13 protein-coding genes and 1 tRNA gene are annotated in these 14220 nt (G+C 62.3%); 7 read left to right on the top strand and 7 right to left on the bottom strand.

Features of this window, described 5'->3' with window-relative positions:
* Positions 1-9: 9 nt before the first annotated feature.
* On the top strand, positions 10-498 hold the full coding sequence (locus R5N89_RS12140) for a disulfide bond formation protein B (protein WP_244192259.1): 489 nt from the start codon (positions 10-12) through the stop codon (positions 496-498).
* Here the strand turns inward: R5N89_RS12140 and R5N89_RS12135 are convergent.
* A complete protein-coding gene (locus R5N89_RS12135; RefSeq protein WP_078526178.1) occupies positions 452-628 on the bottom strand; it encodes a DUF1328 domain-containing protein in 177 nt (58 codons plus the stop codon). The genes R5N89_RS12140 and R5N89_RS12135 overlap by 47 nt on opposite strands.
* Before the next feature lie 160 nt (positions 629-788).
* Here R5N89_RS12135 and R5N89_RS12130 point away from each other — a divergent pair, with 160 nt between their 5' ends.
* The 3 genes from R5N89_RS12130 (at position 789) to R5N89_RS12120 (ending at position 5171) form a co-directional block, all read left to right on the top strand.
* The gene (locus R5N89_RS12130) at positions 789-2849 is read left to right on the top strand and encodes an NAD(+) synthase (RefSeq protein WP_110569917.1); all 2061 of its coding nucleotides are present in this window, start codon (positions 789-791) and stop codon (positions 2847-2849) included.
* Between the two features lie 150 nt (positions 2850-2999).
* On the top strand, positions 3000-4433 hold the full coding sequence (locus R5N89_RS12125) for a hypothetical protein (RefSeq protein ID WP_110569916.1): 1434 nt from the start codon (positions 3000-3002) through the stop codon (positions 4431-4433).
* 468 nt (positions 4434-4901) lie between these two features.
* Positions 4902-5171 (top strand): HU family DNA-binding protein, encoded by a 270-nt coding sequence (locus R5N89_RS12120; RefSeq protein WP_010514654.1) that lies wholly within the window; start codon positions 4902-4904, stop codon positions 5169-5171.
* Between the two features lie 48 nt (positions 5172-5219).
* Here the strand turns inward: R5N89_RS12120 and R5N89_RS12115 are convergent, their stop codons facing one another.
* Genes R5N89_RS12115 through R5N89_RS12105 form a run of 3 tightly spaced genes read right to left on the bottom strand, consistent with a single transcriptional unit; the run spans position 5220 to position 7956 of the window.
* Entirely contained in the window at positions 5220-5807 is a 588-nt protein-coding gene (locus tag R5N89_RS12115; RefSeq protein WP_110569915.1) for an LUD domain-containing protein, read from the bottom strand.
* The gene (locus R5N89_RS12110; RefSeq protein ID WP_110569914.1) at positions 5804-7216 is read right to left on the bottom strand and encodes a lactate utilization protein B; all 1413 of its coding nucleotides are present in this window, start codon (positions 7214-7216) and stop codon (positions 5804-5806) included. Before R5N89_RS12110 ends, R5N89_RS12115 begins: the two co-directional genes overlap by 4 nt.
* Entirely contained in the window at positions 7213-7956 is a 744-nt protein-coding gene (locus tag R5N89_RS12105) for a (Fe-S)-binding protein (protein ID WP_110569936.1), read from the bottom strand. The genes R5N89_RS12110 and R5N89_RS12105 overlap by 4 nt, the downstream gene beginning before the upstream one ends.
* Before the next feature lie 106 nt (positions 7957-8062).
* Between R5N89_RS12105 and R5N89_RS12100 the strand changes: the two genes are divergently transcribed.
* Complete coding sequence (locus R5N89_RS12100) at positions 8063-9001, top strand: LysR family transcriptional regulator (RefSeq protein WP_110569913.1); 939 nt, start codon at positions 8063-8065, stop codon at positions 8999-9001.
* A gap of 97 nt (positions 9002-9098) precedes the next feature.
* Here R5N89_RS12100 and R5N89_RS12095 read toward each other — a convergent pair whose 3' ends face one another.
* Together R5N89_RS12095 and R5N89_RS12090 are read right to left on the bottom strand one after the other, a co-directional pair.
* Positions 9099-10160 carry a putative zinc-binding metallopeptidase gene (locus tag R5N89_RS12095; RefSeq protein ID WP_110569912.1) on the bottom strand — a complete coding sequence of 354 codons (1062 nt, stop codon included), beginning with the start codon at positions 10158-10160 and terminating at the stop codon, positions 9099-9101.
* A complete protein-coding gene (locus R5N89_RS12090) occupies positions 10157-11059 on the bottom strand; it encodes a transglutaminase family protein (protein ID WP_110569911.1) in 903 nt (300 codons plus the stop codon). The genes R5N89_RS12095 and R5N89_RS12090 overlap by 4 nt, the downstream gene beginning before the upstream one ends.
* 298 nt (positions 11060-11357) lie before the next feature.
* Here R5N89_RS12090 and R5N89_RS12085 point away from each other — a divergent pair, with 298 nt between their 5' ends.
* Together R5N89_RS12085 and R5N89_RS12080 are read left to right on the top strand one after the other, a co-directional pair.
* Entirely contained in the window at positions 11358-12824 is a 1467-nt protein-coding gene (locus tag R5N89_RS12085) for a circularly permuted type 2 ATP-grasp protein (RefSeq protein ID WP_110569910.1), read from the top strand.
* The gene (locus tag R5N89_RS12080; RefSeq protein WP_341865164.1) at positions 12821-13837 is read left to right on the top strand and encodes an alpha-E domain-containing protein; all 1017 of its coding nucleotides are present in this window, start codon (positions 12821-12823) and stop codon (positions 13835-13837) included. The genes R5N89_RS12085 and R5N89_RS12080 overlap by 4 nt, the downstream gene beginning before the upstream one ends.
* A gap of 99 nt (positions 13838-13936) precedes the next feature.
* On the opposite strand, the gene R5N89_RS12075 is transcribed toward R5N89_RS12080, so the two are convergent.
* A tRNA-Gln gene (locus R5N89_RS12075) sits at positions 13937-14011 on the bottom strand.
* Positions 14012-14220: the final 209 nt, after the last annotated feature.

The following is a 14220-nucleotide window of genomic DNA, read 5'->3' as shown; positions in this document are numbered from 1 at the left end:
GCTTTATTGATGGTACTGGCCGGGTGCGCCGCCCTTGGCGTGGCCTGGTGGAGTGAATACACGCTGGGCCATGTGCCCTGCGGGCTGTGCCTGTGGGAGCGCTGGCCCTATCGGGTGCTGGCGGGGCTGGGGCTGCTTGGCCTCGTGCTGCCGCGTGATGCGGCGCGCGGCGCGTTATGGCTTTGCATGCCGGTGCTGCTGGTGGCAGCTTTTCTTGGCGGGCTGCATGTAGGGGTGGAGCAGGGCTGGTGGCCCAGTCCGCTGCCCGAATGCCGCGCGCCCACGTTTCATGGCGGCAGTTTCGCGCAGCGTCTGGCGTCCATGCCGCGCCGCCCGGCCAAGCCGTGCGATGCGGCAACCTATCTTGTGCCCGGCGTGCCGCTTTCCATGGCGGCGCTGGGCGGGATCTACGCGCTGGCGCTGATCCCTGTCGTGCGCCGGGGGTTACGGATCAGGGCGAAGTTCCGCGGCCGCGGCCGAAAAACAATCCAAGGATGAACAGCACGATGAAGATGAAGAAGAGCACCTTGCCGAAATAGGCAAACGTGTCCGAAATGCCGCCGAAGCCAAAAACCGCGGCGATCAGGGCGAGAACAAGGAATGTGATGGTCCAGCGTAACAGGTCCATGATCCGGTTCCTTCCGATCGATGTTGTGACAGACGCGGGCATGACATCCGCCCTTTAACAATGCGCCAGAGGGCGACGGGTTCATCGCAATACGTTATTTTGGCCCCGGCGCGGTCGCGACCCGAGCGGGGTTTCGCGCAGATCAGGCGGGAGGCAGCCCATGAAAGACGGCACGGACACGGCAGGTTTTCATAGCCTGTACCACCATGGTTTTGCCCGGGTGGCGGCCTGCACGCTGCCCGTTGTCCTGGCTGACCCGATGGAAAATGCCCGCCACACATTACAGGCCATCCGGGCCTGCCACGAGGCCGGGGCGGTGCTGTCCGTATTTCCCGAACTCGGGCTGTCGGGCTACGCCATTGATGACCTGCGCCAGCAGGATGTGCTGCTCGATGGCGTGCACGAGGCGATTGGCTGGCTGGCCGGGCAGACGGCAGGCCTGCTGCCGCTGGTGCTTGTCGGCGCGCCGCTGGCCGTGGGCGATGCGTTGTATAACTGCGCCGTTGCCCTGCATGACGGGCGCGTGGTTGGCGTGGTGCCCAAATCCTACCTGCCCGATTACCGCGAGTTTTACGAGGCGCGTCAGTTCGCCCCCGGCGCGGGGCTGCGCGGTGGCATGGTCACCCTGGGCGGCGAGGCCGTGCCGTTTGGCACCGATCTCCTGTTCCATGCGCCTGCGGTGCAGGGGCTGGTCGTGGCCGCCGAGATCTGCGAGGACATGTGGGTGCCGCACCCCCCGGGCGTCGATGCTGCCCTGGCCGGGGCCACGGTCATTGCCAATCTTTCAGCCAGCAACATTACCGTGGGCAAGGCGCGCACGCGCACGCTGCTGTGCCAGTCGCATTCGGCGCGCTGCCTGTGCGCCTATGTCTATGCGGCGGCGGGCGAGGGCGAATCCACCACCGACGTGGCATGGGATGGCCAGACCTCGATTTTTGAAAATGGCGTGACACTGGCGCAAAGCAGGCGTTTCCCCTCGGGGCAGGTCACGCTCATGGCCGATGTTGACCTGGACCTGCTGCGCCAGGAACGCCTGCGCATGGGCACCTTTGCCGATAATCGCGCCCAGAGCGCGGCGGGCACGTGGCGGCGCATTGACCTGGCCATCACCCCGCCTGAAACGGATATGGGGCTGCGCCGCGACATTCCACGCTTCCCCTTTGTGCCCAGTGATCCCGCGCTGCTCGATCAGGACTGCTACGAGGCGTTTACCATTCAGGTCACTGCACTCAAGCGCCGCCTGCTGGCCTCGCGCGCCAAAACGCTGGTCATTGGCGTATCGGGGGGGCTGGATTCCACCCATGCGCTGCTCGTCGCCGCCCGCGCGGCAGAGGAATGCGGGCTGGGGCGGCAGGCGGTGCTGGGCTACACCATGCCCGGTTTTGGCACGACGGGGGCCACGCGCGACAACGCGCATGAACTCATGGCTGCTCTTGGCGTGCAGGCGCGCGAGATCGACATCCGCCCCGCAGCCCGCCTCATGCTAGAGCAGATGGGCCACCCCTTCGCCGCGGGGGAGGCGGTGTATGACGTGACATTCGAGAACGTGCAGGCGGGCCTGCGCACCGATTTCCTGTTCCGGCTGGCCAACCAGTCGGGCGGGATCGTGATCGGCACGGGCGACCTGTCAGAGCTGGCGCTGGGGTGGTGCACCTATGGCGTGGGCGACCAGATGGCGCATTACAACGTCAATGCCGGGCTGCCCAAGACCCTGATCCAGCACCTGATCCGCTGGGTCATGGGCAGCGGCCGCGAGCAGGCACGCACCTGCACGGTGCTCGAGGCCATTCTGTGCACCGAGATCTCGCCCGAACTGGTGCCCGCCACCGCAACGCAGGCGGTGCAGAGCACGGAATCGCTGATCGGACCCTACGCGTTGCAGGATTTCACCCTGTTTCATGTGCTGCGCTATGGGTTCCGTCCTTCAAAAATCGCGTTCATGGCGCTGCATGCCTGGGGCGATGCAACGAGCGGGGACTGGCCCCCCGGCTTTCCGGCGCATGACAGGCGGGCTTACACATTGGCGGAAATACGCCACTGGCTGGGGGTATTCCTCAACCGTTTCTTTGGTTTCAGCCAGTTCAAGCGCTCGGCCATGCCCAACGGGCCGAAGGTGGTGGCCGGGGGCGCGCTGTCGCCGCGCGGTGACTGGCGCGCGCCCTCGGATGGCAATGCCCGCCTGTGGCTGGAAGAACTGGAGCGGCGCGTACCAAAAGATTGATCCAGATCAATCTTGATTCCGAATTTCTTAACCCATTCCTGACAAATACGGTCCTGAAAGAATGCTTCCTCCGGCTACCGGCAGGGAAGGGGCAGCGGATCATCTGCGGCGAGGTCGGTTCCTGCCGCCGTGAGACAAGGAACGGAATGAATGGGATACGTGACCGTAGCCGGTGCCACCGGGCTCACGCTGGGGCTTAATCAGGACACGACTGCGCAGATGCAGGACCTGCAGCAGAATGCGGCGCAGAATGCCCAGAATATGCTGAATGCCATTAATGAAGGGATCTCCAGGAACGAAATCACCGCGCTGGAAGGGGATAGCAGCAACCCCGCATGGGGGGCGGCGCTGGCAGACCAGGCCGTGGGCGTGGTTGCCATTGACGGGGCACTCAAGGAGGCTTCAGGCGGCAGTATCGAAACGTTGGCCGGAGCGGGCACCTATGATGCCTCGGCCAGAACGATCGAGATCGGCAGCAAGACCGGCAGCGTGCTCGACCAGTCGATCAACATCCGGGGCGGATCCGATGCGACCAATGTGATGGATGGCGATGCGGGCACGGTGGTCTACGCGGGCGGGTCGGGCAATGTAAATTATTATGCCGCTGCGGGCGACACGTTCTTCCTTAGCGGAAAGGGGCAGGATGTCATCCACACCCTGGGCGGCACGGACACCATCTTTGCCTATGACAGCACCCCTACCGTGACAGGCGACTGGACGGCTCCCGGCCCGGAAGGCAGTGCCCCCACGCAGTTCGACGGCGATGGAAGCACGCTCGATGTGTACAATGGCGTCGTGGTGCAGGATATCCAGTTTGATACGGTCAATACCACGAATGCCGATGGTTTTTTCAACAGCGGGTCGGGCAACGCCACCGTCTCCATCACAGGTGGTATGGATGACACCATCAACGGCGGTACTTCGCTAAATGTGAGCGAACTGAGCGACAGCACGATCAACGCCAGCCACGGGCTGACGGTATCGGGTGGCATGCAGGACACGATTTCAGCCAGCCAGTCCGCCACGCTGGTCGGCGTGGACCAGAGCAGCGTCAGTGTGGGGGGCACGCTGACCTTCATCAGCGGCGCGTCGTCCATGCCCGTGTCGGATACCGTAACTGGCGCCAAGGCCACCATTTTTGGTGCGGCGGGGCTGGACCTGACTGCCGTCACCAGCGGCACGACCACGTATTATGCCGGTAGCGGCAACGAAACGCTCAACGGTGGCGCAGCGGGCAGTGTCTATGCCGTGGCGGGCAGGGGCAATGATTCGCTTGTGGGTGGTGCGGGCAGCAGCACGCTTGTTGGCGGCATGGGCAACGATACGCTTGCGGGCGGCAAGGGTGCGACCGAATTCGAATTCATCAAGGGCAAGAATAGCGGCACCGACATCATCCAGGATTTTGGCAAGTCGGCCGGTAACGCCATTCTCCTGTCCGGCTATGATGCGACTCCGGCTTCCATCCAGTCCATGCTCGATCAGGCCACCGTTGGCGGGGGCAATACAACCGTAAGCCTTGATGACCAGACCAAGATCACCTTCGTGGGTGTGACCGACCTTAAGGCGCAGAATTTCAAAAGCTGACACCGGGGGGCGGAATCGCCCCTCAACCAGCCTGCACGAGCGCGGAAGGTGGCCAGAACAGCCTGCTGATGAGCGCTCATGCAAATTAAAGGAAGTTTTTTGGTAAAGCTTTTTTCAAAAAAGCTTCAGACAACATGGTTTTTTAAAAAAAGAAAATTTTCATAAATTTTTATCGTTTTTTATCAATGAGTTGATTCAAAGAAAACGATTAATGATGCTTCATCGATACAAAGTCTCCATGCTGGAACATATCGGTGACCACGACTGCCATTTTATGAATTCAGTCGGTTATTGCTGCACAAATCAGCGATAATTTTCATGTGATAACAAAAAATTGCTGGTCTAACCTCAGTCATCAGGTTACAAGCCGCGACCGTCCGGCCCGGTGGGGCGACTGGCCTGTTTTTCAAGACAGGCACAGGATATTTACGAAATTCATTTCCAGCCCGGAAGGAGTAGGCAGTTCCGATGAGTAAGGCCTTCATTGCAGCCGTCATTCAGGATTCGATCGATTGCACTGGCGTTGCGGCCAATCAGGCCGCATCTGACCTGATTGCCGCCATTGTCAAGGAACTGAAGCGCGAGGGTGGTTTTACCCTGCCGTCTTTTGGCACGTTTACGGTCAAGAAGACCAAGGCCCGCAAGGCGCTCAACCCGCGCACGGGCGAGCCGGTCAAGGTCAAGGCAGGCAAGACGGTGCGCTTCAAGGCCAGCCCGAACCTGAAAAAGGCTGTCTGATCTTTTGATGTCCGGCCCCTTCCCGTGAGGAAGGAGCCGTTTTTGCGGTCAGGTAAACCAGACCGAAAGTGAACGCACGCCCTGTGCGCCACGGATCAGCACGCCCTGAATATCCGCCGTGGCGGAGGGGCCGCTCATCAGCACGCCGTAATTGGCGGTCTTGAATTCGGGCCGCTCCTGATAGGCGGTGTGCATGTTGGCAGTCAGCTGATCAACTGACAGCAGCACCACGATATGCTGGCCAAGATGGGCAAACGAATTGATCGGCAGTTCGGCCTCGCTCAGAAAGATCGAGCCCATTTCCGCAATGCCGAAGGGCGAGCGCACCACCGTTACGTCAATGGTGGCGGCATCCTGCGGGGTCTTGACCTTCTCGACCGGCAGCGTGCCTTTTGCCTCGGGCACGTTTGAGCAGATCACCTTGGCATCGGGGTGGCGGCGCAGGATGGCCTGATCCAGCGTTTCACCCTCCACCGGCTCAAGCACGTCGCCACCCAGGATCTTGAGGCTGGTGATGAAGCGCTCGCGGCTGGCATCGAGGTCGCCAAGGGTGGCAACCGGCGGCAGCGGATGATTTTCCGGCGTGGGGCGGTTATTGCGCAGGGCCTGCAGGATCTCGTCGCGTGCGGCGGTCATTTCTTGGTCTCCGGTGCGGCGGCGGGCTTGGCGGTCTCGCGGTTCTTGCGATACCAGTCATTGAAGGTCTGCTTGACCGGATGCGGGTTCTCGCGGTGCTTGCCCCACGGGTTGAGCCAGTTATAGAGCACGAAGCGCGGCATGGTGCTGAGCGAGACCTCGGTGGCCTTGATGGCGGCACGGTACATCTTGGGCTGGCCCATCAGCTTGCCCGCCATGTGCATGATCTCACGCTTGACGAACGGCATTTCATGGTGCTGCACCAGCACGCGGCGCCATTTGTAAAGCTGCTCGTGGATGTTGATCTTGACCGGGCAGACATTGGTGCAGCTGCCGTTCAGCGTGGAGGCATAGGGCAGGGTGCTGTATTTGCGCTCGTTGAAGGTCGGGTCAATGATCGCGCCGATCGGGCCGGAATACACCGCCCCATAGGACAAGCCGCCCGAGCGGCGATAGACCGGGCAGGTGTTCATGCACGCGCCGCAGCGGATGCATTTGAGCGAGGTCCAGAAATCTTCCATGCCCAGGCGTGCGGAACGCCCGTTATCAACCAGCACCACATGCATCTCGCCACCCTTCTGCGGGCCACGGAAATGGGTGGTGTACTGGGTGATGGGTGAGCCGAGCGCGCTGCGCGAGAGCAGGCGGATGAACACGCCCATATCCGCCATGCGCGGCACGAGGCGCTCGATGCCGATGGTGGCGATGTGCAGGTTGGGAACCGTTGCACTCAGGTCGGCATTGCCTTCGTTGGTGCACACGACAAACGTGCCGGTTTCCGCCACCACGAAGTTGCCGCCGGTCATGCCTGCATCGGCGTGCAGGATCACGGGGCGGGCGGCCTGGCGCTGGGCTTCGGCAAGCAGGTGCGGATCACGGATGTTGGGGTCGGTGTGGTAGTCCTTGGCGAAGATCTTGGCCACGTCCGCCGTCAGCTTGTGCACTGCCGGCACCACGATGTGGCTGGGCAGCTGGTCATCAAGCTGCTGGATGCGCTCGCCAAGGTCGGTCTCGGTTACCGTCACGCCCTGTTTGGCAAGATAGGGCCGCATGTCACACTCTTCGGTGACCATGGACTTGCTCTTGATCAGGTTGCGTGCGTTATGGGCCTTGAGGATCTCGCCCACGATGCGGTTATGCTCCGCCCCGTCGCGCGCCCAGTGCACGTGAATGCCGTTCTTCTTGGCATTGGTCTCGAACTGCTCAAGGTATTCGGGCAGGCGCGAGAGCGTGTGTTCCTTGATGCGCGAGGCTTCCTCGCGCAGTTCCTGCCACTCGGGCAGGATGTGCATCTGGGCATCGCGCTTCTGGCGCATGTCCCACAGGCGTTCATCATGGAACTGCAGGTGGGGCGCATCCTCAAGAAAATGCTCCGCCGCCTTTGCGTGATTGACGGGCTTGTTGCTCATTGAGCTGCTCCGTTGAGGATCTGCGCGATGTGAATGAAGCGGATCGGCACGCCCGCGCGCTCGGCGCAGCCCTGCTGGTGCATGATGCACGATGAATCAGCCGAGACGATGTATTCCGCGCCTGCCTGATGGTGGTCGCGCACCTTGTCCACGCCCATCCTGGCCGACACCGCCTCTTCCGTGACCGAGAAGGTGCCGCCAAACCCACAGCATTCATCCGGCCGCCTGGGGGTGGCGAAGCGGATGCCCTTGACCTTGCTCAGCAGGTCCATCGGCTTGGAGAAAGGCTTTTCACCCAGTTCCGACATGCTGGCCGTGCGCAGGGCGCGCAGGGTGCCGCAGCTGTTGTGCAGGCCCACGGTGTGGTTGAACTCGGCCCAGGGGAAGGCATCGACCTTCAGGATATCGTGCAGGAATTCCACCAGTTCGTAGGTATTTTCACGCACATGGCGGACTTCATCCGTCTGGGGAATCGCATCGAAATTGTCACGCACATGGTGCGTGCAGCTGCCCGAAGGCATGACGATCTTGTCGTATTTGGCGAAGTTGCGCACGAACAGCGCTTCAGCCGCCGCGGCATCCGAGTTGCAGCCGGAGTTGCCCATGGGCTGGCCACAGCAGGTCTGGTCCAGCGGATATTCGACATCCTGCCCCAGTTTTTCCAGCAGCTCCAGCGTGGCAATCCCGGCATCGGGATAAAATGCGTCGATATAACACGGAATGAACAGGCCAATTTTCATCAGGGGATACTCATCCTCAGCACGGTTGGCGCGAAACGTGGCGCATGGCATGTTATTTCGTCAAATATATATTGAAGAAGATTCCCATATATAATTTATATGGAATATGGATTTAAGGCATTTACGATATTTCGTGGCAGTTGCCGAGAACGGGAGCTTCACGCGGGCTGCAGAGCAGATAGGCATGGAGCAGCCCCCTCTGAGCCAGCAGATCAAGCAACTGGAAAACGAACTCGGCGTATTGCTGTTCCAGCGCCTGACGCGCGGCGTCAAGCTGACCGATATCGGCCTTGTGCTGCTTGACCAGGCGCGCGCGCTTCTGGGCATGCAGCAGCAGTTCATCGCCACCGCCACGGGGCTGGCGCGGGGTGAGAAGGGGCATATCCGCGTGGGGCTGGCAGGCGCGGTCTCGCTGCTGCCCATGATTCCGCTGACCGTGCGCCGCTTCCGCGAAGTGTGGCCCGACGTGACCATCTACCTTGAGGAAAGCAACACGCCCGCCCTGCGCAAGGCGCTGCATGACCGCGCGATCGACATCGCCATCGTGCGGCCGCCGGTGCCTGATGGGGCAGGGCTGCTGGTCTCGCCGCTGCTGGAGGAGGAGACGGTCGTGGCCCTGCCCAAAGGGCACCCGCTGGCCGTCAACCCGCATCTGGAACTCGAGATGCTGGCTGATGAACCCTTCATCATTTTCCCGCGCGAACTGGGGCCGGGCTTTCATGATGCCATTCTCTCCGCCTGCCATAATGCGGGCTTTACACCGCGCATGGGCCAGCAGGCCCCGCAGATCGCCTCGACCGTGCCGCTCGTTGCGGCAGGGCTTGGCGTTTCGGTCGTGCCGCGCTCGCTGCACCAGATCCATTCCGGCGGCGTGACCTATCATTCGCTCGGCGCCAAGGCGCCACGGGCGGAACTGGCCATTGCCATGCGCGCGGGCCAGCATGTGCCGCTGCTGTCCAATTTCATCGCGACCCTGCGGGCGTGCTGCCGTGACATGCATGCGGGTACGCAGGCCATCGCTTTCGATGAAGCTGAAGGAAAATGATAAAGGTTTTTGGGACGCTTTTTCAAAAAGCTGCGGCAGACGTCGTTTTTTTGAAATAAAGGCGTCCCCCGGAAACCTTTCTTGGAAACCCTGCTGACTACTCCACCCGACTCTCGCGGATCAGGTCGTGGATGAAGGCAAGCTTGCGCAGGATGTCGGGCGTGAGCACGAAGGGATAGAAATCAGGCAGCCCCATGGAGCGGTTGAGGCTGTTGACGGCATAGGTCAGCGGCAGCCAGCCCTGCGTGATCTCGTCGAAGGTCATCTCGGTATAGGGGTCGCGCGTGACGCTGGCGCGTAGCGGCGGGGCCTGCGCGCCCCGCGCGTTGATCGACATGCCGTAGGTCCAGGCGGTCTCCAGCGTCGAGATGATGTGCAGGTAATGCGCCCATGTCTCGGCAAAGTCCTCCCACGGGTGGGAGGTGGCATACTGGCTGACATACCGCCCCTGCCATGCGGTGCTGGCGCCCGTGGCGTAATAGGCCTTGAGGCTTGCGGCATAGTCGCGCCGGTCATCGCCAAATATCGCGCGGCAGGCGGCCTGGCGTTCGGGGCCTGCGTCGCGGATGAGCACGTTCCAGTAATAATGGCCGATCTCGTGGCGGAAATGGCCGAGCAGGGTGCGATAATATTCCCCCATTTCCAGCCGCAGGCGTTCGCGCTGGGCATCATCGGCCTCATGGATGGCGATGGTGATGATGCCATTCATGTGCCCGGTCATGGCGGGCGTGCCATCGGGCAGGCTGTCGAGAAAGTCGAACGCCAGCCCGCCCTCGGGGTCCTGCCTGCGGTTGCGCAGCGGCAGGCCCAGCCGCAGCAGGGTGTAGAACAGCCGGTGCTTGGCCACCTCCAGCTTCTGCCACCGTTCTATATTGCCGGGCACGGACAGGTTGGGGATGGTGCGGTTGAAGCTGCAGGCGATGCAGTAGGCCTGCCCTGGCTGTGCCAGCCAGTTGCACGCGCTATGGGCGTTGTTGGCGCACAGCGCGCGCGCCTGGTCGGGGGCGGCGAGTGGTTTCCATAAATCACCGCCAAGGGCATCGAGCGCGCTGAGTTCAGTCAGCTCGGGCAGGTAGCCCAGCGTGTGGCCACAGCGTTCGCAGGCCGTATTCTCGAAAAACAGGATCTGCTGGCACGACTGGCAGAAAAACAGCTTCATGAAGACAGGCTCGACCGCAGTGGCCCGCATGCGGCGGGCGCGGGCAGCACGGTGGTCTGCATTGTCGCCTCGAATGTCGCCTCGCACTGGTCAAGCAGCCCGCTCACGGGGGCGGCCTGCTGCGGGCGGGGGGCTGCAGCCAGCGGCACATGCCCCTGTGCCGCCCGCAGGCCCGATGTCGTGTCCAGCCCCACCCATCCGGCGCCGGGCACGTGCACCTGCGCCCAGGCATGGAGTTCGCAGCCCAGTTGCTCGGGCGCGCAGCGCTCGGGCTGGAACAGGTAGCCGGACACGAAACGCGCGGCAAAGCCCAGGCGGCGCAGGATGGCGATGAGCAGCCATGCGGTATCGCGGCATGATCCCGCGCCGTGGCGCAGGGTTTCCTCGGGCGACCATACGCCAGCCTCGGTGCGGATGCGGTAGGTGATGCCGGCCGCGATGGCGCGTGTCAGGTCCATGAGCAGATCGGCCGTGGGGCAGGGCAGGCGCGCGCGCCAGTCTGCCACCAGCGCGTCAAGCCGTGGCGTGGTCGCATCGGTGAGGGCGGATTGCCTGTACGCGATGAGCGACGGGCTGTCATCCACGCTCCGCGCCGTCCAGATCCGGGCGGTCGGCGCCACGGCAAGGGGGCGGGGCGTCGTGGGCGTCTGGTCGGTGGTGAGGGCTACGGTAATATCGAAATGCGTGACACGCCCATCAAACGTGACGCGGGCGACGCGGTTGCCAAACGGGTCGTGGCACCATGCCTGCGTGCTGGGCGCGGGGCTGATCTCCAGCCCGTGCGCGATCATTGTGGCGCAGCCGGGCAGGGGATGCAGGCGGATGGTCTGCGGGCCGAGGTGGACAGGCCGGTCGTAGCGGTAGCGTGTGTGGTGGACCAGCATGGCACGCGCGTTCATATAATCCTGAGCCTCGGTAAGCTGTTCCGCATGCCGGCCATCGTGACTCCGGTGCGTGATCCCGGCGATGGTTACGGTTCGGATATGGTTGGTATGCCACTCCCACGGTATCAGGATTGGCGGTGGCAGCAATATCGTATTTTTTCGGCATTTTGGCCCGAAAGGGAAGAGATTGCAGATTCGTTCTTGGCAAGAGGTGATTTTCTTGCTCCGCTAGTAACGGATCGAAATGAAACAGCAGGTGGGTGGACATGATTCCTTCACGCCTGATCCTCCTCCCCGCAAACGGAGGCAGGGCATGAGTGACATGAAGATGGCGGCACAGGCCGCCGGGCTGTTCGCGACGTATGATGTCCCGGATTTTTTCTGTGAACTGCTCAACCGCAAGGACATCCCGCCCCCCGGGCTGCAACAGGTGCGCGACCGGCTGGCCCGCTTTGACCTGGCCGAACTGCGCCGCCGCGCTGCCGCCGTCGAGGCGCAGTTCTACCGCCTTGGCATCACCTTTACCGTCTATTCCGACCGTGAGGCGATTGACCGCGTGCTGCCGTTCGATGTCATTCCCCGCGTGCTGACAGCGCCCGAGTGGGATCATGTCGAGCGCGGCGTGCAGCAGCGCGTCAGGGCCATCAACCTGTTCCTGCACGATATCTATCACGAGCGGCGCATATTGCGTGATGGCGTGATCCCCGCGCAGCTGGTGCTGGGCAACGCCAATTACTGCCAGGCCATGGTCGGGCTGGACGTGCCCGGCGGGGTGTACGTGCACATCAATGGCACCGACCTCGTGCGCGACCGCGATGGCCGCTTTCTGGTGCTTGAGGATAACGCGCGCACGCCTTCAGGCGTATCCTATGTGCTCGAGGACCGGCAGATGATGCTGCGCCTCATGCCCGACCTCGCCTCCGGGCTGGACCTGCGCCCGGTGGATGAATACGGCCCCCGCCTGCACCGCGCGCTGGCTGAAGTCGCACCCGCTGGCGTGGATGACCCGCAGGTGGTCCTGCTCTCGCCGGGCATCTACAATGCCGCCTATTTCGAGCATGTGTTCCTTGCGCGCGAGATGGGCATTCCGCTGGTGGAAGGGCGCGACCTGACCGTGGAGGACGGGCGGGTGTACATGCGCACCGTGGCCGGGCTGCGGCCGGTCCATTCCATCTATCGCAGGCTCAATGACGACTTCCTTGACCCGCAGGTGTTCAACCCCGACAGCCTGCTCGGCGTGCCGGGGCTGGTCGATGCCTACCGGCGCGGCAATGTCACGCTGGCCAACGCGATCGGCACCGGGGTGGCCGATGACAAGGCGGTCTATGCCTATATGCCGCGCATCATCCGCTACTACCTCGATGAAGAGCCGATCCTGACCAATGTGGAGACGCATATCTGCGCCGAGCCCGAGGGGCTGGCCTATACGCTGGCCAACCTTGAGCACCTTGTGGTCAAGCCGGTGGGCGAATCCGGCGGCTACGGCCTGCTGATCGGCCCGCATGCCACACAGGCCGAACTGGAGGATTTTCGCGGCAGGCTGCGCGCGGACCCGGCCAATTACATCAGCCAGCCCGTCATCAGCCTGTCGGTCTCGCCCACGCTGTGCCCGGCAGGGGTCGAGGCGCGGCATGTAGACCTGCGCCCCTTTGCCGTAACCGGGCGGGAGACATGGGTGCTGCCCGGTGGCCTGTCGCGGGTGGCGCTGCGCAAGGGGTCGCTTGTGGTCAACTCCTCGCAGGGTGGCGGGGCGAAAGATACGTGGGTGCTGGCGTCATGACACAGGTTTCGGTTTTTCCTACCCCGGTGCTGCCGGGCCTGCGCAACCTGCTCTCGCGCTATGCGGAAAGCACGATGTGGCTGGCGCGTTACATGGAGCGCATCGAGAACATGGCCCGCCTGATCGAGGTCACGGGCACATCGGTGCATGCCAGCAACCTGGATGCAGGATGGGACAGCGTCATCCGCATCAATGCCGATGAGGATACATTCTTCCTGCGCCACAAGGTGGCGACCGAGCGCACCGTGGTCGGCTTTTACATTACCGATCCCGATAACCCGGATTCGATCGTGTCCATGGCGCGGTGCGTGCGCGAGAACGCCCGCGTGCTGCGTCCCCTGATCTCGACCGAGATGTGGATGCACCTCAACATGTTTACCCGCTGGGCCATGGACCTTGGGCCTGACGATGTGGGGGCGGGCTATCTGTCCACGCTGTGCACGCGGCTCAAGCAGGATTGCCAGACCCATTTTGGCATTACCGAGGGCACGCTGTACCGCGACCAGGCCTGGCTGTTCTACCTGCTGGGCAAGAACCTTGAGCGCGCGGACCAGATCACGCGGCTGATCGACATCAAATACCACACCCTGCTGCCTAGCGGCGAAGGGGTGGGGTCAGATATCGACATGAGCCAGTGGACATCCGTGCTGCGTTCGGCTGCGGCCTACCACGCCTTTCGCCGCGTGCTGCCCGAGGGCATGACGCCTGCCAATATCGTGGGTTTTTTGCTCAAGAATGACGGGTTTCCCCGTTCGCTCTCTACCAGCCTGCGCTGTGTTTACAGCGTGCTCGGCTCACTGGCGGGAGAATACCGACTGCGCCATTGCGGGCCGATTCTGGAGCGGGTGGAGGAACTGCGCGTGACGCTGGCCGAACAGACGGTGGAGGACATCATCCTGCGCGGCCTGCATGAATACATGGACTGGATCCAGCGCGAATTGCGGCTGATCCAGAACGAGATCGCGGGTGCCTTCTGGCCGCCCGTGGCGGTGCAGGCGGTCAGTGGCGGCTAACGGCGAAAAGCCGCGGGCAACGCCGTCTTTTTGAAAAAAGGCGGCACCCGGAAACTTTTGTTTCTGAAATTGGTAGAGGCCGTTTTTTCAGGAAAAAACTGGCTGGGGCGGGAGGGTTCGAACCTCCGCATGGCGGAATCAAAATCCGCTGCCTTACCACTTGGCTACGCCCCAACAGGCTAACGCTACGCGATTCGCATGGCGTGATGCAGTTCTAATATCTCAGGCGCGATTTGAAAAGTCTGCCCTCAAAACATCCGGACCATCAGAAAGATGTTTTTGGGGAAGCTTTTTTCAAAAAGCTTCAAAAGAACGCCGCCTTTTGAAAAAAAGGCGACACCCGAAAACGTCCATTCTGTTTTATCAAGGCGTTATTTTTAACA

This window comes from Komagataeibacter sucrofermentans DSM 15973 (assembly GCF_040581405.1).
Taxonomy (GTDB): domain Bacteria; phylum Pseudomonadota; class Alphaproteobacteria; order Acetobacterales; family Acetobacteraceae; genus Komagataeibacter; species Komagataeibacter sucrofermentans.
This window is presented reverse-complemented; position numbering and strand designations above follow the sequence as displayed.